The sequence below is a fragment of the Pedobacter planticolens genome (assembly GCF_014172375.1).
Classification (GTDB): Bacteria; Bacteroidota; Bacteroidia; order Sphingobacteriales; family Sphingobacteriaceae; genus Pedobacter; species Pedobacter planticolens.
This window is the reverse complement of sequence record NZ_WNXD01000001.1, coordinates 1096547-1121467: the sequence shown is the minus strand read 5'-3', so window position 1 is coordinate 1121467 and position 24921 is coordinate 1096547. Positions and strand designations below refer to the sequence as shown.

Below are 24921 nucleotides of genomic sequence, written 5' to 3'. Positions count from 1 at the left end.
TCAAATATCTGCACCAAACAACGTTTTCACAATGCGCTAAAAAACACATTGTAACATTTCATTTACATAAAATATCAAGACGCAGATTTGATTTATGAATTTTCACAATCGGATTTAGGTAATTTGCCTAAAACGAAAATAACGGATACGCATTTCAAGTGAAATACTATTTATCTAATACAGAGAAAAGAGAATGCGAAAAAATCTAGACAATGGTAACGGTAACCCCTAATCCTTCTAAATGATTTACGATTTGTTGAGAGATTCCTTTATCGGTTATAATATGATCTATATCTTCTAATCCACAAATTTTACCAAAACCTCTTTTTCCAAATTTTGTAGAATCTGCTAAGACAATAGTTTTTTGAGAAACATTAATCATTTTACGGTTTAAATGCGCTTCCATTGCATTAGTGGTAGTTAAACCATAATCTAAATCAATACCATCAACCCCTAAAAACAAGGTATTAAAATAGAAATCTTGTAAAATCTGCTCTGCATACGCACCCATAACAGAGGATGAACTTTTACGCATTAAGCCACCTAATTGTATAACTTCTATGCCTGGTTCGCTTACTAATTCTAGCGCAATATTTAAGGCCGACGTAACCACTGTTAAATTTAAACCAGAAGGAATATTCTTAACAAAATAAAGTAAAGTTGTTCCTGATGCAATTACAATAGAATCATTTTCTTTCAAAAGTTCTACTGCTGCAATTCCAATCTTATTTTTTTCGGCCGATTGTATTTTCTCTTTTTCGTTTACAGGTCGATCTACTGTATATGGATTATTAACTGTAGCACCACCGTGCGTTCTAAAAAGCAGGTTTTTATCTTCTAAGAGCTTTAAATCTTTCCTTATTGTTACTGACGAGACTTTTAACTCTTTGCACAATTCTACTACATTAATATATTGGTCCTTTTGAATACGATTTAGTATAAACTGGTGCCTTTCAGCTAAATTCATCATAATTATGAGATTATCAATTTCTGCAAAATAATAAAAATAAGCAGTCAATTTGTTTTAGAAATATAAAAATAATAATTTTTTAACACACATTATATATTATTCCCATAAGTATTACTTATAATTGCTTATTGTTTCGTTTTATTTCTTTTTAATGAAAAGGCTACAAAATTATAATATAGAAGATAACTCAAATTGGGATGTAATTATCATCGGTGGTGGCGCTACTGGTTTGGGTACAGCGCTCGATTCAGCAAGTAGAGGCTTAAAAACATTATTGGTAGAACAATCGGATTTTGCCAAAGGAACTTCAAGTAGAAGTACTAAATTGGTGCACGGTGGTGTGAGATATTTAGCGCAAGGCGATATCGGACTAGTAAAACATGCACTAAGAGAAAGAGGATTATTAGCACAAAATGCAGCTCATTTAGTGCATAAAGAAAAATTCATTATTCCATGTTACGATTGGTTTTCAGTTATTAAATATTTAACTGGACTTACACTTTACGACTGGCTTGCTGGGAAATTTAGCTTTGGAGCATCGAAGTATCTATCTAAAAAAGATACGTTAAACTTAATGCCTGGTATAAAAGAAAAAGGACTTAAAGGTGCTATTAGTTATTTTGATGGCAAGTTTGATGATGCAAGGTTAGCTATCAATATTGCGCAAACAGCAGTTGAACAAGGCGCTACATTAATCAATTACATGAAAGTGGTAAAATTGATTAAACAAGGCGATGTTGTTGTTGGAGTTGAAACTGAAGATACATTAACAAATGCAAAATTTAAACTAAATGCTAAAGTCGTGATTAATGCAACTGGTGTTTTTGTTGATGAGATTTTGCAAATGAATAATCCGAATGCTAAAAAAATGGTGCGCCCAAGTCAGGGAGTTCATATTGTATTAAAAAAAGAATTTCTGAAGAGTGAATCAGCATTAATGATTCCAAAAACTGCAGATGGACGTGTACTTTTTGCAGTTCCTTGGCACGAGCATTTATTAGTCGGCACAACCGATACACCTCTTGACGAACATAGTTTAGAACCTAGAGCTTTAAAAGAAGAAACTGATTTTATTTTAAGTACTGCAAGTTCTTATTTCAAAAATAAGCCAACAGAAAAAGATATTTTAAGCGTGTTTTCTGGTTTAAGACCGCTTGCCGCCCCTACTGATGCAAATAGTAATAGTACAAAAGAAATCAGCCGCGATCATAAATTAATTGTTTCTGCAAAAGGATTAATTACCATTACTGGTGGTAAATGGACTACTTACCGAAGAATGGCAGAAGAAACCATTGATTTAGCGATTAAACATAGCGGCTTTGCACCAAAAGAATGCGTAACTAAAAATTTGAAAATTCATGGGTCTGTACTGACAAATGACGATCAATATTTGAACATTTATGGTTCGGATAGAAAACACATCGAGGATTTATGTAAACAGCATCCAGAATTAACTAAAAAACTACACCCGAATTTCCCTTACACAGAAGCCGAAGTAGTTTGGTCTATTAGAAATGAAATGGCCGAAACTGTGGAAGATATTTTAAGTAGAAGATTAAGAGTTCTTTTTATTGATGCCACAGCTGCAATTGAAATGAGTGCTAGAGTAGCATCAATTTTAGCAACAGAATTAGGAGCAAATAAAGAGTGGGAAGAAAATCAAATAGAAATATTTAATAAATTAGCTTCTGGATATATTTATCACGCAGAAAAACCTAGAGAAAAAGAGGCTCTAGCGAGCTAAAAAACCCTAACCAAAATAAAATATGAGCAATTATATCTTGTCTCTCGATCAAGGAACCACTAGTTCGAGAGCTATCATTTTTAATCACGACGGTGAAATTGTCGCTATTGCGCAAAAAGAATTCACACAAATCTATCCTCATCCTGGCTGGGTAGAACACGATCCGTTAGAAATATGGTCTACACAATTATCTGTTGCGGCAGAAGCGATTGTAAAAGCTGGTTTATCTGCAAAAGATATTAATTCAATCGGAATTACTAATCAGAGAGAAACCACTGTAGTTTGGGATAGAGAAACTGGACAGCCTATTTATAATGCTATTGTTTGGCAAGATAGACGTACTTCCGCTTATTGCGATGAAATTAGAAAACAAGGTTTAGCTAAAAAAATTCAAGATAAAACTGGGTTAATTATTGATTCATATTTTTCAGCTACCAAAGCCAAATGGATATTAGAAAATGTACCTGATGCAAAAGAAAAAGCTGATGCAGGAAAATTGGCTTTTGGTACAATTGATACGTGGTTGATTTGGAAATTAACCAATGGTGCAACTCATGTTACCGATGTGAGTAATGCTTCACGTACCATGATGTACAATATCCATACGTTAAAATGGGATGAAGAATTATTGGAATTATTTGGTATTCCAACATCAATGCTGCCAGAAGTTAAATCATCAAGTGAAGTATACGGAGAAACTGCAGGAAATATATTAGCCGCTAAATTACCTATTGCAGGTATAGCTGGCGATCAACAATCGGCTTTATTTGGGCAAATGTGTACTGAACCTGGAATGGTTAAAAACACATATGGTACTGGATGTTTCATGCTAATGAACATTGGTAAAACACCAAAAATTTCAGCAAATAATTTATTAACAACCATCGCTTGGAAAATTAACAATGAGGTTTTTTATGCATTAGAAGGAAGTATCTTTATAGGTGGTGCAGTTGTGCAATGGTTGAGAGATGAGTTGGGAATGATTTCTAAATCTGCTGATGTAGAAACCTTAGCGGCTAAAGTAAAAGATACACAAGGTGTTTATATCGTTCCAGCATTTGCTGGATTAGGCGCTCCACATTGGGATCAACATGCTCGTGGAACAATAACTGGTTTAACACGAGGAACAAATAAATCGCATATTGCAAGAGCTGCTCTAGAAAGTATTGCCTACCAAACTATGGATGTTTTAAAAGCCATGGAAGCCGATGCGGGAGTTGGCATAGCCGAATTAAGAGTAGATGGTGGCGCAACTGCAAACAATTTGTTAATGCAATTTCAGGCAGATTTGTTAAACTGCAAAGTAATTAGACCAGAAGTTACAGAAGTTACCGCTATCGGTGCTGCCTATTTAGCTGGTTTGGCAACTGGTTTTTGGGACAGTGTAGATCAAATTAGATCTCAATGGAAAATTAATAAAACATTTGTTGCAAGTGATAATATAGATAATACAACACGCATTAAAGGCTGGAATAGAGCTGTAAAAGCGGCAAGAGTTAATGCAGAAGATTAATTTAACCAAACAAACAAAAATATGAATGCGTATTTAGCAGAATTTATTGGTACAGCCTTGCTTATTTTACTAGGCAATGGCGTAGTAGCAAATGTTGTATTAAAAGGAACAAAGGGCAATAACAGCGGCTGGATTGTTATAACCACAGCTTGGGCACTAGCTGTATTTGTTGGTGTTGTAGTCGCCGGACCAATCAGCGGTGCACACTTAAACCCAATTGTAAGTTTAGGTTTAGCAATTGCTCATAAATTCGATTGGGCTTTAGTACCAGGATATGTTGCAGCACAAATAGGTGGTGCCATGTTGGGATCGCTACTAGTTTGGTTAATTTATAAAGACCATTTTGATGCAACAGAAGATCAAGGTTTAAAAGCTGCTCCATTTGCAACAGCTCCTGCAATTCGAAATAATATATCCAACTTGTTTTCAGAAATTATTGGAACATTTGTATTAATATTCGTTATTTTCTATTTAGCAGGCGCAAGTATGGGAACAAAAGAAGCACTCACTCCAATTGGCTTAGGATCTTTAGGCGCAGTTCCAGTTGCTTTTTTAGTTTGGGTTATTGGCTTAGCTTTAGGTGGAACCACAGGTTATGCAATTAATCCGGCCAGAGATTTAGGCCCAAGAATTATTCATGCTATTATCCCAATGAAAGGAAAAGGAAGTAGCGGTTGGGATTATGCTTGGATTCCAATTCTAGGTCCAATAATAGGTTCGTCATTAGCTGCTTTGGCTTATTTAGCCTTAAGCGCTAGCTAAAAAACAAAAATATAAAATTGGAAAGCCTCGATAATCTCGGGGCTTTCTTTATTTTTGGATGAATGAATCAAGCAGAAAATTTTCTTAAAAATAAGCTGAATGACAGGATTGAAAAAGCATTGTTGAGGAAATTAACAAATGCTTCACTCCCATTCGATTTCTGCTCCAATGATTATTTAGGATTCGCTCGTTCACTTGAATTAAAATCATTAATTGAAGAACAAAGTAAGGAAATTGAAGGTTTAAAAAATGGTTCTGGCGGTTCGCGTCTATTGAGTGGAAATCATCCATATACAGAAGAAACAGAACAGTTTATTGCCAATTTTCATCATTCAGAAACAGGGTTGATTTTTAATTCTGGTTACGATGCGAATGTTGGTTTACTTTCTTCCATCCCACAGCGTGGAGATACAATTATAACTGATGAATTGATACATGCAAGTTTAATTGATGGCGCTAGGCTTAGCAATGCAGAGCGATTTAAGTTTAAACATAATGATTTAGTAGATCTTGAACAGAAGCTGAAAAATGCAAAAGGTCTAATTTATGTTGTGGTAGAAAGCGTATATTCTATGGATGGAGATTTAGCACCGCTACAAGAAATTAGCAAATTATGTAAATTATATAATACTCATCTAATTGTAGATGAAGCACATGCGACTGGTATTTTTGGAGAACATGGTAAAGGTTTGGTTGTAGAGCTAAACTTAGAAAATGATATTTTTGCTCGTATTGTAACTTTCGGCAAAGCAATTGGTACACATGGAGCCATAATTTTGGGAAGTGAAAACCTACGCAATTACTTAATTAATTTTGCTCGTTCATTTATTTATACCACCGGTGCGCCTCTACATAACATTTTGGCTGTAAATTGTGCGTATCAATTATTAGCCAAAGGCGATGAAACCAATCAAATCACCAAAAAAATAAATCTTTATAACCAGTTAATTAACGATCTGAATTTATCAATTATCCCGAGCCAAAGTGCAATTCAAACTGTTTTATTTAATAGTAATGAAAGTGCTCGAAAAGCATCGGCTAGTTTACAAAATAAGGGTTTTGAAGTAAAAGCGATTTTAAGTCCAACTGTAGCGGAAGGAAAAGAACGTTTGCGTATTTGCTTACACACGTATAATAGTGACGAAGAAATTATCAATTTAGTGAACCATTTAAAAACATTCCAATAATGGCTGAGAAATATTTTGTAACTGGAATTGGAACTGGGATTGGAAAAACACTAATAAGTGCAATTTTAACTGAAAAATTAAAAGCAGATTATTGGAAACCAATTCAATCTGGAGATTTAGCACAAAGTGATAGTTTAACTGTAAAAAACTTAATTAGCAATTCTAAAACTAAAATTCACCCAGAAACGTATCGTTTAAACAACCCTCTTTCTCCACATTTATCTGCAAGATTAGATGGAATACAAATTGAATTAAACCAATTTCATCTTCCAAAAACTGATAATTCACTTATAATTGAAGGCGCTGGAGGTTTACTAGTACCACTAAATGATACGGAGTTAATTTTAGATTTAATTAAACATTTGAATGTTCAAGTTATTGTAGTTTCACAAAATTATTTGGGCAGCATAAATCATACATTATTGACTATTAATACTTTAAAACAGCATAACATTATTATTAAAGGAATTATTTTTAATGGAGAAACTAATTCAGAAACTGAAGATTATATTTTAAAATACACACAAATTTCTTGTTTAGGTAGAATTCCTTTGTTAAAAAATATCAATAAGCAAATGGTTATTGAAGCTGGAAAATATATAACGCTTTAAGTTTATTTGGAGATTGCTTCGTAAACTCATTTTGCAACGGTTTGCCCTAGCTTTTTGTTTCTTGCACAGAATTACGTTTTATAAACTGGATTGAAGCGACATCCTTTTTGTCATCCTGAGCGAAGTCGAAGCGAAAAAAAAATAAGCGGAAAGCCAGGCTTACTTTAATTAATGTGATGAAATTGCTTTTCTAAAACTATTTATTGTCACTCAAACTTTTATAATGAGATTCTTCGCGATACTCTGAATGACAAAAAATTGGCCATAAAAAAAGGCGAACATTAAGCTCGCCTTTTCTTTGAAACTGTATTTCTTATTTTACTGCATCAATGATTGCTTTGAAAGCATCTTTATGGTTCATAGCTAAATCTGCTAATACTTTACGGTTTAAACCGATGTTTTTAGCTGCCAATTTACCAATTAATTGAGAGTAAGATACACCGTGCTCACGTGCTCCAGCGTTAATACGTTGGATCCACAATCCGCGGAATTCTCTTTTCTTAACTTTACGGTCACGGTAAGCATATTGCAAACCTTTTTCTACCGTGTTTTTAGCAATGGTAAATACCTTGCTTCTTGATCCCCAATAGCCTTTGGCCATATTTAGGACTTTTTTTCTTCTGCGTCTAGCAGCTACTGCGTTTACCGAACGTGGCATAATGTGTTGTTTTTGATAAGCGGTGTTGCGTTAGCAATCTTAGGTACCGAGTATCTGGTTAAAAATTAATTATTTACCGATTGCAAGCATACGTTTAACGTTGCCCATATCAGCGTTACTTACCAGACTTGTCTGGCCTAAATTACGCTTACGTTTAGTGCTCATTTTTGTTAAAATGTGACTTTTGTATGCGTTCTTTCTTGAGATTTTCCCTGTTCCAGTAAGCGAAAAACGCTTTTTAGCACTGGAATTGGTTTTCATTTTTGGCATAACCCTGTTTTAATTTATATAATTTATTACTTCTTTGCTACTTTAGGCGCTAATGTTAAAAACATGCGTTTTCCTTCTAATTTAGGTAGTAATTCTACTTTACCTATATCTTCTAATGCTTGAGCAAACTTTAACAATAATATTTCGCCTTGTTCTTTGTAAACAATTGCTCTACCTTTAAAGTGTACGTAGGCTCTTACTTTTTCGCCGTTTTCTAAAAAGCTAACCGCATGTTTTAGTTTAAATTGAAAATCGTGATCGTTCGTGTTAGGTCCAAAACGAATTTCTTTAATTACAGTTTGTTTAGCATTTGCCTTTATCTCTTTTTGCTTTTTCTTTTGTTCGTAAACAAATTTGCTATAATCGATAATACGGCAAACAGGTGGCACTGCGTTTGGAGAAATCTCAACTAAATCAAGCTCCAATTCATCAGCAAGTGCCAAAGCTTTTGCCAAAGGGTAAATCCCCGGCTCAACATTATCGCCAGCTAACCTAACTTCTTGAGCTCTGATATACTGATTAATATTATGTTCTGCTTCTTTTTTCTTAAAAGGAGGACGTGGTCCCCTATTAAATCCTGGTCTTCCTAATGCCAAATGTTATTTTATTTAAACTGTTATTTCTTTACTAATTAATGCGCTAAACTCTGCTAAAGTCATACTTCCTAAATCTCCTTCTCCGTGTTTGCGAACAGAAACTTTATCTTCCTCCGCTTCTTTTTCACCGATTATGAGCATATAAGGCAATTTTTTAACCTCAGCATCTCTGATTTTCCTTCCAATCTTCTCATCTCGAAAGTCTATCAGCCCGCGAATATCGGAATTATTTAGTTCATCTGAAACTTTTTTTGCATATTCTTCATACTTTTCTGAGATAGGAAGAATAATATATTGCTCCGGAGAAAGCCATAATGGGAAGTTTCCAGCACAATGCTCTATTAATACCGCCACAAAACGCTCCAATGAACCAAATGGTGCACGGTGAATCATGACAGGGCGATGTTTTAAATTATCGCTACCGGTATATTCCAATTCGAAACGTTCTGGTAAATTATAATCTACTTGGATTGTTCCTAATTGCCATTTTCTACCCAATGCATCTTTCACCATAAAATCTAGTTTCGGACCATAAAAAGCAGCTTCTCCAAGCTCAACAACTGTTGGAAGACCCATTTCTTCAGCAGCTTCAATAATCGCAGTTTCGGCCAATCTCCAATTCTCATCAGAACCAATATATTTAGCCTTATTTTCTGGATCACGTAAAGATATTTGTGCAATGTAATTATCAAACCCTAATGATTTGAAAACATATAACACAAGGTCTATTACTTTCTTAAATTCTTCTTTAACTTGATCTGGGCGACAGAATAAATGTGCATCATCTTGAGTAAAACCACGTACACGAGTTAACCCATGCAATTCTCCACTTTGCTCGTAACGATAAACTGTACCAAATTCAGCAAAACGAACTGGTAAATCTTTATACGAACGAGGTTTGAACTTGTACATTTCGCAATGGTGAGGGCAGTTCATCGGTTTTAAGAAAAACTCCTCTCCTTCTTGTGGTGTTTTTATAGGTTGAAAACTATCTTTACCGTATTTTTCGTAATGGCCAGAAGTTACATATAAATTTTTGTGACCAATATGGGGTGTAATTACTTGCTCATAGCCAGATTTAACTTGCGCTTTAGTTAAAAATTGAACCAAACGTTCACGTAAAGCAGTTCCTTTTGGCAACCACATTGGTAAGCCAGCTCCCACTTTATCAGAGAACATAAACAGTTCCAATTCTTTACCAAGCTTACGGTGATCGCGTTTTTTAGCCTCTTCGATCATTAGCAAATACTCTGTTAATTCGCTAGCTTTTGGAAAAGTTACACCGTAAATACGAGTTAATTGTTTTTTGGTTTCATCACCACGCCAATATGCGCCAGCCACATTCATCAGTTTTACTGCTTTTACAAAACCAGTGTTTGGAATATGTGGTCCACGACATAAATCAGTAAATGCACCTTGAGTATAGAAAGTGATTTTTCCATCTTCTAAACCTTCTAAAAGGTCTAATTTATACTCATCACCTTTTTTAGTGAAATAGTTAATTGCATCAGCTTTGCTTACACTTTCTCTGCTAAAAACCTCTTTTTGCTTAGCTAATTCTAAGATTTTGGTTTCAATAGCTTTAAAATCATCCGAAGAAAATTCGCGATCGCCAAAATCTACATCGTAATAAAAACCAGTTTCAATAGCAGGACCGATACCAAATTTAGTACCTGGATAAAGAGCTTCCAAAGCTTCAGCCATTAAGTGAGCTGATGAATGCCAAAAGGTAGCTTTACCAGCTGTGTCGTTCCATGTTAATAATTTAACAGTAGAATCAGATTCAATTGGACGAGAAGAATCCCAGATTTCTCCATTAACTTCTGCTGCTAAAACGTTTCTTGCTAAGCCTTCTGAAATAGATAAGGCAATTTGATGGGCAGTTGTGCCCTTTTCGTACTGACGGCTAGAGCCATCAGGTAAAGTAATGTTAATCATCTACAACTATGATTTAAAGGTTAATAAAATTGTTTAGTAAAATCACATACAAAGTGATTTTTGAAATGCAAAGATGCCATTTTTACAGATGATTTCAAAGTATAAAAGCTTATTTCTGAATTTTCAACTAGCTTTTCCGTAGCTTGTTTTTCAAATATTCACGAATTGGGATATCCATAAATTTCATAATCAAATAAGATAAAATGATTAATAATATCACAGAAACGGGAATTACAATTGTCAATAGCGAAAGTGAGGGTTTAACGACTGCAACATAGGTTAAAAATATCCACACAAATGGATAATGTGTCATATACAAAGGATATGATATCTCTCCTGATAGTTTTGTGATTTTTGTATGTGATGATTTTAAAATTGATCCTGCACCCAAAGAAACCAATAATGGAAAATAAAATATAACGATAATTGGTTCAGTAATCCAGTTGTATTGATCTCTATACGGCGTTATAAAGGCGATGATTAAAAGTATACTCAATCCTAAAAAACCTAATTTATTTTTAATAATCCAGTTGGAGCGATACACTAACATACCTGCTACGAAAGAGAAAAGAACTCTTGCTCCTCCATCCCAAAAGTTTTGTCCACCCCAACCGCCGCTTACATTTGTAGAACGAATAGCTACATACCAAAGGATAGCTGCTCCTATAAAAGTTAACACTAATAATATCTTTTTAGATGCTTTGAAAAGTACTAAAGCATAAAAAATATTTGCAATATATTCCCAAAAAAGTGACCAAGCGGGTGCATTTAAGCTAAAAAGATTAGTGTATCGCTCTGCCATAGCAGGATATGGGATTAAGAACACAGAGCATAAGAAAATTAATGCAGTTTTACCAAATCCGTATACAGTATAAAAACTGCTAAAAGGATCAAAAAGAAAAGTTAATAAGCCTAATACAGAGCCAATAATTACTAAAGGTTGCAATCGAATAAGTCTTAGTTTAATAAATTGCCAAGTGCTCATTTGCGCTATCCGATTATCGTACGCATAGGCAATTACAAAGCCAGATAGACAGAAAAAGAAATCGACTGCTAAATAACCGTGAGAGAGGAAATTTTTATTGTAATCGGTAATAGCAATTTCCATAAAATGATAAATAACAACAATTATAGCTGCTACTCCTCTTAAACCATCTAAAATTTCGAAATGCTGTTTTGTTTTTAATAAATCGACGTTGTTTTGATTAGTATTCATTCGTGTTTCATTGTATATGTGTGCCCAATAATAACCATTTGAGAATTACACACAAAAAAAACTAATGAGATAATCAGTTTTACTTGTAAAAAAATTGATGGAAACATTTTAAGTATCTCATTAAAAGCGGGAAATAAAAAAGCCCCCGATAAAAATCGAGGGCTTAAAACTATAGTGAAGGAAAATTAATTAATAATAACACTTCTAACGTTACCAGCTGGTGCACCACCTCTGTTACCGCCACTAAATCTTTTCATCATCGCTTCCATTTTAGCTTTGTATTCATCAGCTGTAATTGGTAAAGCTTTTTTCGGAGCAGTTACATCTTTTGTACTTACATTTCTATATTCAATACTCTTTGCAGTAGTACTACTTCCTTTATTTTCAATAGCTAAAACAGTTCCTTCAGTCCATAAATTAGGATTTGGAGAAAAATTAAAACCAAGATCATTGGTATACCAAACTGCTGTTTCATCAATAACATCTTTATCCATACCTAAAACTTGCGCTTTACGAATAGATTTTACAATCACTTTGTTGCAGTTGAAACCAAGGATTTTTTTTGTTTCATCACTTTTAACTACTTCTAGTGTTGGAGGACCTGGTAAAAAAACTACCGCACTAGTTGCTGCTGGAGCTGCAGTTGTAGCAGCTGCTCCTTGTTGACCTTGTCTATTCATATTAACTGGAGGAGCAGGTAAAGCAACGGTTAATTTACTAGGCATTGCATAGGTTGTATCGTTTAAATCGAAAACTTCAAGCAATTTTTGATCAGCAAAAGAGTAAAAATATTCTCTTGCACCACCACCACCACCAAAACGCATCATCATACGGGCCATACCGCCTCCGCCGCCTCCACCATTACTATCTTCAGTTTCTTCAACCGGCATGTAGCTAGCATTAGTTGCAGAGTACAATAATTCAAAGTTTAATTTAGATGATTTAGGCATTCTAGCTATCATTTCATCAGATAGTTTAATACCATTTGCAGCAGCCATTGCAGCTGGATCTATTGTAGTTTCAAACTGGATTGCTCCAGATTTTTTTTGTGCCTGAGCCGTTAAGGTTAATGTGAATAAACCAACAAAGGCAATAAGAATTTTTTTCATGGATATATTTATTGTTTTGATACTACAAATTTATTGTAGTTTTTAGACTTCAAGTGTTAAAAAAGGTTAATTTATTGATTTATAGCGTTTCTTTTACATTTAGCTAATGGTTCATAGACGATAGCCTAAATGTTTAGGCATGCTGCTTAATTATAAATCCAAACTATCAACCATAGACTATCAACTATACACTAATACTCAGTACTTTCTAACCAGCCATTCGCTAGTACATCTGCAATGTGCATTGTTTTTAATGGAATATTATTCTTTTTGATATAGCCTTCCAAATGCATTAAGCACGATAAATCTGTCGAAATGATATATTCTGCGTCCATTTCTAATGCATTATTTACTTTTTGTTCTGCCATTGCAGATGAAATTGCATCGAATTTAACTGCAAAAGTACCACCAAAACCACAGCACATATCTGTATCTTTCATTTCTACTAGTTCTAAACCATGAACTTTAGAAAGTAACTGACGAGGTTCTTCTTTTATTTTACATTCGCGTAAACCACTACATGAATCATGATATACCGCTTTTCCCTCAAGCTCTGCTCCAAAATAATCTTTCTTTAAAACATTGATTAAAAAATCAGATAACTCGAAGATATTAGCTTGCATACTTCGGCATTTATTATGCACTATTGTATTGGTAAACAAATCGTTAAATCCATTTTTAACCATACCAACACATGAAGCAGATGGCGCTACAATATAATTACTTTCAGAAAAATCATTTAAAAATTTACCACCAATTTCTTTGGCTTGTTCCCAATAACCAGCGTTATAAGCCGGTTGTCCGCAACACGTTTGTTTTGAATTGTAACTCACTTCGCAGCCTGCTTTTTCTAACACTTTAATAGTATTAAATGCAGTTTCTGGGTATAATTGATCTACAAAACAAGGAACAAATAATTCTATCTTCATCGGGAAATATTAAAAATAAGGCTCCTATTTTTCAATAACAGCAACTGATTTAGGTTGTACTTTTTTCAAGAACAGCAAAAATAGTAATCCTAAAACAAAAAAGATGGCTAATGCGATAACAGAATTTCGCATACTGCCACTTAATTCTTCAATATAACCGAAACTGAACATCCCAAATACTAAAGCGACTTTCTCCGTTACATCGTAAAAACTAAAAAAGGAAGTATGATCTGGACTTTCTTGAGGTAAAAATTTAGAATAAGTAGAACGTGATAAGGATTGAATACCACCCATAATTAAACCTATTACAGCAGCTAAAGCATAAAATTGATATTCTGTATGAATAAAATATGCTGCAACGCAAGCGCCAATCCATATTAACACCACTCCTATCAATACATTTACATTTCCGTATTTTTTTGATGATAAATACGACATCAGCATTGCTCCAGGAATTGCAACAATTTGCAATAATAAAATAGTAGCAATTAATTTTGATGTTGGGAGATGCAATTCTTTTTCACCAAAAATGGTAGCCACTAACATTACAGTTTGTACACCCATCGAGTAAAAAAAGAATGCATATAAAAAGCGTTTTAAATAAGCCATTTGTTTTACCTGACCCCAAACTTTTTTTAGTTCTTTAAAGCCGCTAGTCATCACATTTTGTTTCTCACTTTTAAAATTAGGGCTTCCTTTTGGAAGATTTTTGAATGGAATTTGTGCAAAAACCATCCACCAAATACCCACCATAAAAAACGATAATCTAGCTGGAATAGAACTATCTGTAATGCCAAACCAATCGGGTTTAAAAACAAATACAAAGCAAATTAACTGCAGAATTATACTTCCAATATATCCGTAAGTAAAACCTTTTGCACTTACTTTATCTTGCTGATCTACCGTAGCGATTTCTGGCAAATAAGAATTATAAAAAACTAAACTTCCCCAAAAACCAATAGCTGCTAAAACAAATAAAATCACGCTAATTTCTAACGTTTCAATTTTAAAAAAGAATAGTCCACAACAAGCTAAAGAACCTATATAAGTGAACATTTGCATGAAAATCTTTTTATTTCCTCTAGTATCTGCAATTGAAGATAATATTGGAGATATTAATGCAATAACTAAAAAAGCGACAGCCATTGCATAGCTGTATAATGCGGAATTAACAAACTTTCTTCCTAAAAAAGTCACATAATCTATGGTGTTATCATTCTTATCTGAAGTGATAATTGTATAATAAGCAGGAAATATTGTTGAGGTTATGACCAAGTTATAAGCAGAGTTAGCCCAATCGAAAAAGGCCCAAGAGCGAATAACTTTTTTATCGTTTTTCTGTTGCATAGTTTTAAGCGTAACTAAAAGTAAATAAAAATTAACTAATTCATTTAACTAGCTATAAATAATACTTTTTCCCATCTGTTTTTATTTTTCCGGCATCCAATAACTCTCTAATTCTCTCGATTTTATCGTTTTCCATACCCGCATTTAGTTTAGTTACCAATTCATCTAGACTATAATGTTCGCTTTGCAATAAGGTAATAATCTCAAAATCTATTTTATCTTTTAATTGAGCTAGTTCTTCTATTTTTCTTTCTGCAAGGCAGATATCGCAAAATCCACATTTATCAGCATTGGTTTCACCAAAATAATGAAGCAATTGTTTACTCCTACATAACGGTGTTGATGCATAAGCTAACACTGCCTTAACTTGATCGATTTGTATTTGTTGTCGTAATTTGATGTATTTCACATCAATATCTAGATGTAACTGATCTGCCCGTGGCAATATAAATTGTAATTGTGGCTTATCGGTTTGTGGTAAATACGATAAAATCTCCAATTGCTGTAACCGATTTAAATGTTCAACAACTTCCTTGAAAGAAATTTTCAATCTATTGGATAAATCTGCTTCTTTAATTTTTACATAGCCATCAAAAGCACCACCGTAACTACGCTGAATAGTTTTAATTAATGCATCATAACCAGAATTTTCGATTTGAAAGCGATAAACATCTTCATGACCAGCTATAAACATTAGTCGAGATTGTAAAAATACATTTTCCGATAAAGCGAGATAACCATCGTGTTCTAAAAACTTTAACGATGCTAGTGTTTTAATTACACCAAGATTAAACTTTTTACAAAAATCGGCTAAATCAAATTCAAAACTTAAACCCTCGCCAGCACCAAAAGCGAGTTGAAAATAACTGCCTAAATAATGATATGTTTTTTTAATATCCTCAACTGTTGGAAAACTATCTGCGTATTTCGCATTTAATATCAATTGATCAGATTTATTAGCCAATAATACCGCAAAAGCACGTTTTTCATCTCGCCCTGCCCTACCAGCTTCCTGATAATACGCTTCTAAACTATCTGGTAAATCTAAATGGATTACAAAACGAACGTTTGGTTTATCAATTCCCATCCCAAAAGCATTGGTGGCAACCATAATTCTAATTACATCCTTTTTCCAATCTTCTTGTTTTTTGAAACGCAATTCTTTTTCAATCCCTGCATGATAAAAATCTGCTGCAATTCCATTTCGTTGTAAAAAATGAGCAACTTCAGCAGTTTCTCTCCTATTTCGAACATAAACCAGTCCGCACCCTTTTACGTTTTTAGCAATTTCTAACAGTTTTTTATGTTTGTCTTCTAAATCGAAAACAACATAACTTAAATTGGTACGAGCAAAACTCTTTATAAAGATTTGAGGATTTTTTAACTCTAGTTTTTGCAAGATATCTTCCTTTACGAAAGCTGTTGCAGTAGCAGTTAAAGCTAAAATTGGCTTATCAGGATGAATTTCTCGAAGTTCTTTTAGTTTTAAATAAGGAGGTCGAAAATCATAACCCCATTGAGAAATACAATGCGCTTCGTCTACTGCGATTAAATTCACATTCATGTAAGAAATTCGTTCACGAACAATTTCGGATAGCAATCTTTCTGGTGATAAATAAAGGAATTTAATTTTGCCGTAAATACAATTATCTAAAAGAATATCGATTTCTCTTTTGCCCATTCCAGCATAAATCGCAATAGCTTCAATTCCTTTTACCTTTAAATTCTCGACTTGATCTTTCATCAAGGCAACTAATGGCGAAACTACAATGCAAATTCCATCCATAACCATTGCTGGCACTTGAAAACATAGCGATTTCCCTCCGCCAGTTGGCAATAAAGCTAATGTATCATTTCCGTTTAAAACAGATTGGATAATTTCATCCTGTAAAGGCCTAAAGTTATCAAAACCCCAATATTTCTTTAAAATCTCCGCTTCTGTCATAAAAAAGATGTTTTCAAAACTAATAAAAACGGACTGATATTATTAAATTGCGCAACTTAAATTATCACAATTAACTAAGATGAAAAAAATTTCCTTATTCGCTAGCTGTTTATTCTTATTAATTTCTGCATCTGCGCAGGAGAAAAAAGAGGCCAAAAAGTGGGATGTAGAAAAATACAAAGGACAAACTAAAAACTTTACCATTACTACCGATGAAGGTACTTGGATGAATTTAGATGTTAGTCCAGATGGAAAAGAAATTGTTTTTGATTTATTGGGTGATATTTATAAAATGTCTATAACTGGCGGTCCTGCAAAGTTATTAAGTGGAGGTATTGCTTGGGATGTTCAACCTCGTTTTAGTCCAAATGGGAAATACATTTCGTACACCAGCGATAAAAGTGGTGGCGATAATATTTGGATTATGGATATGGAAGGCGGCAATAAAAAACAGATTACCAAAGAAACTTTTCGTCTGTTAAATAATGCAACTTGGATGCCAAATAGTGAATATTTAGTGGCTAGAAAACACTTTACAGGCTCACGTTCTTTAGGCGCAGGTGAAATGTGGATGTACAGCATTTACGGTGGTGATGGTGTGCAATTAACGAAAAGAAAAAATGATCAGCAAGATGCTGGAGAGCCAAATGTATCGCCTGATGGTAAATTCTTATACTTTAGTGAAGATGTTTCTCCAGGTCCGAATTTTGAATATAGCAAAGATCCGAATGGGCTAATTTACGCGATTAGACAATTAGATTTAACGACCGGAAAATTAACCAATTTAATAGCTGAACAAGGCGGTTCTGCTCGTCCGCAAATATCGCCTGATGGCAAATTTATGGCGTATGTAAAAAGAGTACGTTTAAAATCGGCTTTATATATTCAAAATCTAAAAACAAGTGAAGAATGGCCTTTATATGAAGATTTATCTCACGATCAACAAGAAACTTGGGCTGTTTTTGGAGTTTATCCAAACTTTGCATGGACACCAGACTCGAAACGTATCGTATTTTATGCCAAAGGAAAAATCAAACAAATTGACTTAAATAATTTATTGGTAAGCGATATTCCTTTCGAGGTAAATAGCTCACAAACTGTTCAACAATCTTTACATTTTGAACACGAGGTTTTCAATCCTGAATTTACGGTTAAAATGATTAGACAATTAACTACATCGCCCGATGGCAAATTAGTAATCTTTAATGCTGCAGGTTATTTATACAAAAAAGAATTACCTAACGGGATGCCAGAGCGAGTTACTAATGGAATTGATTTTGAGTTTGAACCAGAATTTAGCAACGATGGCAAATTTGTAATTTATACTACATGGAGCGATGAATTTAAAGGTGCGATAAAAAGAACCGATCTTAAAACTGGCAAAACCATTTCATTAACAGACGAAAAAGGTTATTATTATTCTCCATCTTACTCAAACAAAGGTGATAAAATAGTTTTCAGAAAAGGAGTTGGAAATGAGACTTTAGGCTTAACCTATGGAAAAAACACTGGAATTTTCATTATGCCTGCAAATGGCGGAGCAAAAACATTAATTAGCGAAAGCGGAATTAAACCAATTTTTAATGCTGATGATAGTCGAATTTATTTCCAAGGATACGAAGCTGGTAAAAAAGCTTTTAAAAGTATGGATTTGAACGGCGGCAATGAAAGAACGCATTACACTTCTCAATATGCAACTCAGTTTGTGCCAAGTCCAGATGGAAAATGGATGGCGTTTACAGAATTATTCAACGCTTACATCACCCCAATGGTTACGGCTGGTGTAGCTTTAGATTTATCAGCTAATAACAAATCTATCCCTTTGGCAAGAGTTACAAAAGATGCTGGAACGTTTTTACATTGGAGTGCTGACAGCAAAAAACTACTTTGGACGTTAGGAGAGCAATATTATAACCGAGAAATTAAAAATACTTTCAATTTTATTGAAGGTGCACCACAAGTTTTACCAGAGCCAGATACTGCTGGTGTTGCTATTGGTTTAAAACTTAAAACAGATGTACCAACAGGTCTTTTAGCGTTAAAAGGTGCTCGAATTATTACAATGAAAGGTGATGAAGTAATTGAAGAGGGAACAATTCTTTTAGAGAACAATAAAATTATTGCCGTTGGAAAAGATGTAAATATTCCAGCAAATGCAAAAGTTGTTGATGTAACTGGAAAAACAATAATGCCAGGAATAATTGATGTACATGCGCATTTACGCACAAGTCCAGATGGAATTAGCCCACAACAAGATTGGTCGTACTTGGCTAATTTAGCTTTTGGCGTAACTACATCTCACGATCCAAGTAGCAATACAGAAATGGTTTTTAGTCAGAGTGAAATGCTAAAAGCTGGACGAATGATTGGTCCAAGAGTATATTCTACTGGTTCTATTTTATATGGTGCCGATGGTGATTTCAAAGTAGTGATTAATAGTTTAGATGACGCTTTATCTCATTTAAGGAGATTAAAAGCGGTTGGTGCGTTTTCGGTAAAGTCGTATAATCAGCCACGCAGAGATCAGCGTCAGCAAATATTAGAGGCCGCCAGACAGTTAAAAATGGAAGTTGTACCAGAAGGCGGTTCTACATTTTTCACAAATATGAATATGATTGCAGATGGACATACAGGTATTGAACATAGCATTCCTGTAACGCCAATTTATAAAGATGTGGTTAACTTTTGGAACAATACCTCAGTTGCTTATACACCTACTTTAATTGTTGCTTATGGTGGTCAGTGGGGTGAAAATTATTGGTACGACAGAACAAATGTTTGGGAGAATGAGCGATTATTAAGTTTTACACCAAGAGCGATTATTGATTCACGTTCTAGAAGAAGAACTACCTCAGAATATGGGGATTATAATCACATTGAAGTATCGAAAGCAGTAAAACAGATTGCAGATGGTGGTACAAAAATCAATTTAGGTGCTCACGGGCAAATACAAGGTTTAGGTGCACATTGGGAATTATGGATGTTTGTGCAAGGTGGTGCAACGCCATTACAAGCTATTCGCAATGCTACACTAAACGGTGCAAGCTATTTGGGTATGGATAAAGAAATCGGTTCTTTAGAAGTTGGGAAATTGGGCGATTTAGTAGTTATGGATTCAAATCCGTTAGATGATATTAGAAATTCTGAAAAGGTTAAATATGTGATGGTAAATGGAAGATTATACGATAGTTTAACCATGAATGAAACAGGAACTAGAGAAAAAGTTCGTTCTAAATTGTGGTTTGAATTGGATAAAGGTGTTGCGTTTACAATTCCTTATAAATTATCTGACACTTGGACTTTTACAGTACCAAATTGCGATTAATATAGCTTTTGTCATTCCGAGGAACGAGGAATCTCTAATGAATTAAAAAGAGATTCTTCACTACGCTCTGAATGACAAAATTACTTTTGGATACTAAAACTTAATTTTCTTAATTTCTTAATGTTTAACTAAAGCACCAACAATCCAAATTCTCTTAATTTATTAATCGATTTTGAATACCAAAACAGTTCAAAATGTTCGATCGTGTTTTCGAAATCAGTTTTTATATCTTGAAAAATGTACGTTTTTTCATTTGAAACAGAGATCCTTTCTAAAATAGAAACTAACCACTCTCCTTCTTTTTGATTAGTTTGAATACTGAAACTCTCCTTTTTACTATGAAAATTCAGGGTCATCATTTCCCATGAACTTCCTTTTTTAGATTTAGTAAAGGTTTCAGTTTTGGGCTTTCCTCCTAACCAAACTATTTTGGCTGTAGGTTTTATATTGAAACTATCATCGTTATTTAAGGCACTATCAATAAAATTGGATGGAATTGTAGTTCTAGGGATTTTAAAATCGAACCAATCTTGCAGCTTGTAATCGAAACAAATGCCATGCATAAAATTGAAAAGTGACTTCTTTAATCCGAAACTAAATTTATTATGGTCAATTCCAGTTTTATCAGTGTAATTGATATCATTATTAGCGAAAGTACCAATTGCTTCAGTTTCTTTTACCACACCAAATTTCTCTGGATATAAACCAACTGGACTATGGGCTGTCATTGCAAATTGATGCCAAAAACCCGACTGTAAAACCCCAGCTTCAAATAACTGACGAACCATTTCTAAACTATCTACCGTTTCCTGAATAGTTTGAGTTGGATAACCGTACATCAAATAAGCATGAACCATAATTCCTGCTTCGGTAAAATTTCTGGTTACTTTAGCCACTTGCTCAACTGTTACACCTTTGTCTATCAGTTTTAATAAACGATCAGATGCCACTTCTAAGCCGCCAGAAACAGCAATACAACCCGATGCTTTTAACAACAAACACAAATCCTGGGTAAAGCTTTTCTCGAAACGAATGTTCGTCCACCATGTAACTGAAATCTTTCTGCGTAAAATTTCCAAAGCTACTTCACGCATTAAAGCTGGCGGTGCGGCTTCATCCACAAAGTGGAAACCATTTTGACCAGTTTTCTGAGCCAAATCCTCAATTCTATCTACAATCAGTTTTGCTGCAACAGGTTCATAAACTTTAATATAATCTAAAGAAATATCGCAAAATGTACATTTGCCCCAATAACAACCATGCGCCATTGTGAGTTTATTCCAACGTCCATCACTCCACATTCTATGCATTGGATTTACAATTTCAATCACAGAAATATAGTTGTCTAACTGTAAATCAGAATAATCTGGAGTTCCAACATCAGCTTGTTTGTAGTCACTTCTTAAAGCATCATTTCTATAAATAACTTCATCATTTTCTAATAAAAAAGTTCTTTTATAGAGATTGAATTCGCCACCTTTTATAATTGCGTTGCACAACAGTTCGATTGGCAATTCTCCATCATCTAAGGTAATGTAATCGAAAAACTCGAATACTCTTTTATCAGATAATGAACGTAATTCTGTATTTGGGAAACCACCTCCCATTGATATTTTAATTTCAGTATAATGCTTTTTAACATATTGCGCACAACGAAAAGCCGAATATAAATTTCCAGGAAATGGAACAGAAATTAGAAATAATTTAGGTTCAACTTCTTCAATTCTGTTTTTGAGAATATCGATCAGGATTTTATCTATGTAGGTAGGCTCTTGATTTAAAGCTCTATACAACTCATCAAATGAATTAGCACTTCGCCCCAATCGTTCTGCATATCTGCTAAAACCAAAATTTGGATCTACGCATTCTACAATAAAATCAGAGATATCTTCTAAATAAAGTGTAGCTAAATGTTTCGCTTTATCCTGTGTTCCCATGGCGCCAAAAGCCCAATCTAATTCTTCTAATTGCGCAAAACGAGATGCTTCTGGCAAATAATCTTCCTGACAAATCTGCAAAGCTAATGTTGGGTTTTTTCCTTGTAAGAAAGCAATTACAGCGTCAATAGTTTTTAAGTATTCTTCCTTTAAAGCAAGGATACGTTGAATATTAAAAGATAATTCATCTTCATTTAGCTCAGCTTGAGAAAACAAATCTGATAACCCTTTTTTAGAAAACAATTCCAAAATCACTTCGATACCTAAATCTGCTTGAGTTGAAGAGATGTTCTTAGTATTCAGAAAACCTTTTATATACGCAGTAGCCGGATACGGAGTATTCAGTTGGGTAAATGGAGGTGTAATTAAAAGAAGATCACTTTTCAACTATAAAGATTTCCTGCAAAGTAAATGAATATAAAGCTTTAATTCTCATTAATTAATTCATTCAATAAAAAGAGAAATGCCCTAAACTAATTTATTCTTATTTGCTTTATTATTTTGTAACTTCAAAAGTAAAGTATCTACTACCAGGCACCCCATTTTTACTAATACCTTGAATTATCCCTATATAAGACCCCAATTGATCTGATGTATAAAAATTCAACTGTGCTTTACTTTTTTCATCAAATTTAATTTCTGGCGACCAATATAAAACACTCCTAAAATCAGGAATTCGGCTTTCCATTTGTAGTTTTGTATCATAAACAGGCTGATAAAATTCACGTTGTAGCTCCATCCCTTCATAATCAAGTACTATTGAATGTGGATCCAATCTTTGCCCACCCAAATCTCCTTTAGCAGTAGTAAAATTAAGAATTCCTTCAAAAGGAATGCCTCCCAGGAAATATCTATTGCGAACAACTTCTAATTTTTCAATTTTAAGAGGATCAAAGGCCATCACTAAATCCATATTCACATATGGTACACCATCTAATAAAACTAAAGGATCTTCATTTAAAAAATCATATTCGCTAATCATTTTAATATGCGATCTTTTTTGTCGCTTCAAAACACCAACTTCTGCAACATATTCCCTTAAAACTTCATCCATTGTTGGAAAACGTGTATAATCATCTAATTTATAGGTTTTATAAGCGCTACCATAAAATAAGGCACTATCTACATTTGGGCTAAAGTACTGTTTCAATTTACTAGATATAAAAGTATTTTGAACCTCTACTGTAAGGCTATTTTCTTGTAATGCCCTTATCATTGATGAATTAATTTCATCAGTTGAATATTTCTTCTTTGAAAACTGTTCTAAAAAAGGGCTTAAAATTTTAATTTGAACATTGGAATCAAGTTCATTACCATTCTGCAGTACTAGTTCGTTTGCTCCAAACAACTTTTTTGTATTGACAAGAAAATTACCTGTAGAATCACTTTTTGTTGCATAAAATTGATAATTTTTACCGGGAATACCCATGTATATAACTTTCTGACTAACTAAATTGCCATTTAATGTTGTTGTGCCGTTGATAAGATGTCCATTTAGCTCTGGTAAAAATTTAAATGAAGGTTTTTGTTGAGTTAATACTTCGTCCCATTTAAAATGACGCCACCCTTGTGTAAGCATCAAATTATCTAGTGCTTCATTAGCCCCCTCATTATCAGTTGAAAAATAATAATCAGGTGATTCTATGTCACCTTTTAACTCAGATTCGAGCCAAACGTAATTAACAATGTCTGCCTTTGGAGTTTTATTTAACGAATCTAATTTGTAAACAGATACCGAAAAATCACCTCTTTCTAGTTGGCCCTTTTCATTTTTAGTTAATAAATTAACTTTAACATTTTTACGAGAAGTGTAGCTTTTTTGATCAGTTACTGCTTCAATTAATAGTTTTTGAGTTGGTTTTTTAAAGAACAATCGCTCACAAATGGGCAAACCGTTACCATCAAAAATTGTAAAACTAGAAACACCGTCTTTTAAACTATTCTTCTTGAGCTTAAATTCTGCCTTTCCATTACCGATTACCATTTTTTCTGCTAGTGTTACCTGTTTATTATTATGAATAAACAAATAAGCATCATTAACTGCTAGATTGGTAGTTACCTTTACACTTATATCATCGTCAGCAACACTTACATTCATGCTATAACCTTTTTTCTTAGCTCTTGGCAATTCTTTTATTAAAATCTCTTTTTCAATAGAAGTTGCTACAACTTTGTAATTATGGTTAATTATTGGTTTAAAAGTAAAGCTGCCCATTCCAAATTTTAAAGTGCTGAAACGAGCAACAGTATCATTTTTTTCATTAACAATTACGCCATTCAAATTTGTACCTTTTCCATCTTTCCCTGTAACCTTAAAGGCTACTCTACTTGTAAGACCTTCAACTAAATCACCTCCTTCAGGGAAAAATTGAATATCATACGCTACAGGTTTATTCTTAACATTTTCATATTTTTCTGTAAGATTTACAAAGTTTAATTGTTTTTCGAAGAAGCTTTCTGTACCAAAATTTTTCAGCCAATTAGTATAAGCCCTCAACTTATATGCCCCACTTATTACCGTTTTTGGAATATAAAATGATCCATTTCCGCTACCATTATTTAACTCAATTTTTGCCTGCAGTATAAAATTATTTGCCTGATCAAGTACATCTACATACAGCACATTGCTAAAAGCTACAGTTTGATTATTGCTTGCATTTAAACTATAGGCTTTAAACCAAATCAGCTCTCCAGCCAAATAAGAATCCTTATCCGTATGAACAAAAATCTTTTCTTTAAACCGATCTTCATTGTAGGTAGTAAATGCCTGTTGTACTTTGGGTAATACCTGCGCATTAAGACGAGTTGAACAAGCCAACACAAGAAATATTAAAAGTGATTTGACGTAAATCTTATACATATTA

General features: G+C 33.8%; 18 protein-coding genes. 6 read left to right on the top strand and 12 right to left on the bottom strand.

From position 1 onward, the window contains the following. Positions 1-205 precede the first annotated feature (205 nt). Complete coding sequence (locus GM921_RS04665) at positions 206-970, bottom strand: DeoR/GlpR family DNA-binding transcription regulator (RefSeq protein ID WP_202985629.1); 765 nt, start codon at positions 968-970, stop codon at positions 206-208. A 151-nt stretch (positions 971-1121) separates the two neighbouring features. On the opposite strand from GM921_RS04665, the gene GM921_RS04660 reads away from it, so the two are divergent. From GM921_RS04660 to bioD, 5 genes are all read left to right on the top strand, one after another. Then, on the top strand, positions 1122-2714 hold the full coding sequence (locus GM921_RS04660) for a glycerol-3-phosphate dehydrogenase/oxidase (RefSeq protein WP_182921440.1): 1593 nt from the start codon (positions 1122-1124) through the stop codon (positions 2712-2714). A gap of 22 nt (positions 2715-2736) precedes the next feature. Next, the gene (gene glpK / locus GM921_RS04655) at positions 2737-4227 is read left to right on the top strand and encodes a glycerol kinase GlpK (protein WP_182921439.1); all 1491 of its coding nucleotides are present in this window, start codon (positions 2737-2739) and stop codon (positions 4225-4227) included. 21 nt (positions 4228-4248) lie between these two features. Beyond that, complete coding sequence (locus GM921_RS04650) at positions 4249-4989, top strand: MIP/aquaporin family protein (protein ID WP_182921438.1); 741 nt, start codon at positions 4249-4251, stop codon at positions 4987-4989. A gap of 62 nt (positions 4990-5051) precedes the next feature. Beyond that, positions 5052-6176, top strand: coding sequence for an aminotransferase class I/II-fold pyridoxal phosphate-dependent enzyme (locus tag GM921_RS04645; protein WP_182921437.1), 1125 nt, complete (start codon positions 5052-5054; stop codon positions 6174-6176). Beyond that, complete coding sequence (gene bioD / locus GM921_RS04640) at positions 6176-6787, top strand: dethiobiotin synthase (RefSeq protein ID WP_182921436.1); 612 nt, start codon at positions 6176-6178, stop codon at positions 6785-6787. The genes GM921_RS04645 and bioD overlap by 1 nt, the downstream gene beginning before the upstream one ends. 313 nt (positions 6788-7100) lie before the next feature. Here bioD and rplT read toward each other — a convergent pair whose 3' ends face one another. From rplT to GM921_RS04595, 9 genes are all read right to left on the bottom strand, one after another. Next, entirely contained in the window at positions 7101-7445 is a 345-nt protein-coding gene (gene rplT / locus GM921_RS04635; RefSeq protein WP_055131818.1) for a 50S ribosomal protein L20, read from the bottom strand. 69 nt (positions 7446-7514) lie between these two features. Continuing rightward, positions 7515-7715 carry a 50S ribosomal protein L35 gene (gene rpmI / locus GM921_RS04630; protein ID WP_173269083.1) on the bottom strand — a complete coding sequence of 67 codons (201 nt, stop codon included), beginning with the start codon at positions 7713-7715 and terminating at the stop codon, positions 7515-7517. A 26-nt stretch (positions 7716-7741) separates the two neighbouring features. Then, positions 7742-8311, bottom strand: coding sequence for a translation initiation factor IF-3 (gene infC, locus GM921_RS04625; RefSeq protein ID WP_055131820.1), 570 nt, complete (start codon positions 8309-8311; stop codon positions 7742-7744). Between the two features lie 12 nt (positions 8312-8323). Next, on the bottom strand, positions 8324-10249 hold the full coding sequence (gene thrS, locus GM921_RS04620) for a threonine--tRNA ligase (RefSeq protein WP_182921435.1): 1926 nt from the start codon (positions 10247-10249) through the stop codon (positions 8324-8326). 127 nt (positions 10250-10376) lie between these two features. After that, positions 10377-11465 (bottom strand): acyltransferase family protein, encoded by a 1089-nt coding sequence (locus tag GM921_RS04615; protein WP_182921434.1) that lies wholly within the window; start codon positions 11463-11465, stop codon positions 10377-10379. Between the two features lie 185 nt (positions 11466-11650). Further along, the gene (locus GM921_RS04610) at positions 11651-12574 is read right to left on the bottom strand and encodes a hypothetical protein (RefSeq protein WP_182921433.1); all 924 of its coding nucleotides are present in this window, start codon (positions 12572-12574) and stop codon (positions 11651-11653) included. 191 nt (positions 12575-12765) lie between these two features. Further along, positions 12766-13503 carry a (Fe-S)-binding protein gene (locus GM921_RS04605; protein WP_182921432.1) on the bottom strand — a complete coding sequence of 246 codons (738 nt, stop codon included), beginning with the start codon at positions 13501-13503 and terminating at the stop codon, positions 12766-12768. Between the two features lie 24 nt (positions 13504-13527). After that, on the bottom strand, positions 13528-14850 hold the full coding sequence (locus GM921_RS04600) for an MFS transporter (RefSeq protein WP_182921431.1): 1323 nt from the start codon (positions 14848-14850) through the stop codon (positions 13528-13530). Between the two features lie 52 nt (positions 14851-14902). Next, complete coding sequence (locus GM921_RS04595) at positions 14903-16795, bottom strand: RecQ family ATP-dependent DNA helicase (protein WP_182921430.1); 1893 nt, start codon at positions 16793-16795, stop codon at positions 14903-14905. A gap of 79 nt (positions 16796-16874) precedes the next feature. On the opposite strand from GM921_RS04595, the gene GM921_RS04590 reads away from it, so the two are divergent. Continuing rightward, entirely contained in the window at positions 16875-20120 is a 3246-nt protein-coding gene (locus tag GM921_RS04590) for an amidohydrolase family protein (protein WP_182921429.1), read from the top strand. Between the two features lie 128 nt (positions 20121-20248). Here the strand turns inward: GM921_RS04590 and GM921_RS04585 are convergent, their stop codons facing one another. After that, on the bottom strand, positions 20249-22444 hold the full coding sequence (locus GM921_RS04585; protein WP_182921428.1) for a B12-binding domain-containing radical SAM protein: 2196 nt from the start codon (positions 22442-22444) through the stop codon (positions 20249-20251). A 109-nt stretch (positions 22445-22553) separates the two neighbouring features. Then, on the bottom strand, positions 22554-24917 hold the full coding sequence (locus GM921_RS04580) for a hypothetical protein (RefSeq protein WP_182921427.1): 2364 nt from the start codon (positions 24915-24917) through the stop codon (positions 22554-22556). Positions 24918-24921: the final 4 nt, after the last annotated feature.

Excerpts from the sequence above, each read along its gene's own strand:
- glpK (WP_182921439.1), top strand. The coding sequence starts at position 2,737 with ATGAGCAATTATATCTTGTCTCTCGATCAAGGAACCACTAGTTCGAGA.
- rpmI (WP_173269083.1), bottom strand. The coding sequence starts at position 7,715 with ATGCCAAAAATGAAAACCAATTCCAGTGCTAAAAAGCGTTTTTCGCTT.
- GM921_RS04610 (WP_182921433.1), bottom strand. The coding sequence starts at position 12,574 with ATGAAAAAAATTCTTATTGCCTTTGTTGGTTTATTCACATTAACCTTA.
- GM921_RS04590 (WP_182921429.1), top strand. The coding sequence starts at position 16,875 with ATGAAAAAAATTTCCTTATTCGCTAGCTGTTTATTCTTATTAATTTCT.
- GM921_RS04605 (WP_182921432.1), bottom strand. The coding sequence starts at position 13,503 with ATGAAGATAGAATTATTTGTTCCTTGTTTTGTAGATCAATTATACCCA.
- GM921_RS04650 (WP_182921438.1), top strand. The coding sequence starts at position 4,249 with ATGAATGCGTATTTAGCAGAATTTATTGGTACAGCCTTGCTTATTTTA.
- GM921_RS04615 (WP_182921434.1), bottom strand. The coding sequence starts at position 11,465 with ATGAATACTAATCAAAACAACGTCGATTTATTAAAAACAAAACAGCAT.
- GM921_RS04595 (WP_182921430.1), bottom strand. The coding sequence starts at position 16,795 with ATGACAGAAGCGGAGATTTTAAAGAAATATTGGGGTTTTGATAACTTT.
- GM921_RS04645 (WP_182921437.1), top strand. The coding sequence starts at position 5,052 with ATGAATCAAGCAGAAAATTTTCTTAAAAATAAGCTGAATGACAGGATT.
- GM921_RS04600 (WP_182921431.1), bottom strand. The coding sequence starts at position 14,850 with ATGCAACAGAAAAACGATAAAAAAGTTATTCGCTCTTGGGCCTTTTTC.
- GM921_RS04665 (WP_202985629.1), bottom strand. The coding sequence starts at position 970 with ATGATGAATTTAGCTGAAAGGCACCAGTTTATACTAAATCGTATTCAA.
- bioD (WP_182921436.1), top strand. The coding sequence starts at position 6,176 with ATGGCTGAGAAATATTTTGTAACTGGAATTGGAACTGGGATTGGAAAA.
- thrS (WP_182921435.1), bottom strand. The coding sequence starts at position 10,249 with ATGATTAACATTACTTTACCTGATGGCTCTAGCCGTCAGTACGAAAAG.
- rplT (WP_055131818.1), bottom strand. The coding sequence starts at position 7,445 with ATGCCACGTTCGGTAAACGCAGTAGCTGCTAGACGCAGAAGAAAAAAA.
- GM921_RS04660 (WP_182921440.1), top strand. The coding sequence starts at position 1,122 with ATGAAAAGGCTACAAAATTATAATATAGAAGATAACTCAAATTGGGAT.
- GM921_RS04580 (WP_182921427.1), bottom strand. The coding sequence starts at position 24,917 with ATGTATAAGATTTACGTCAAATCACTTTTAATATTTCTTGTGTTGGCT.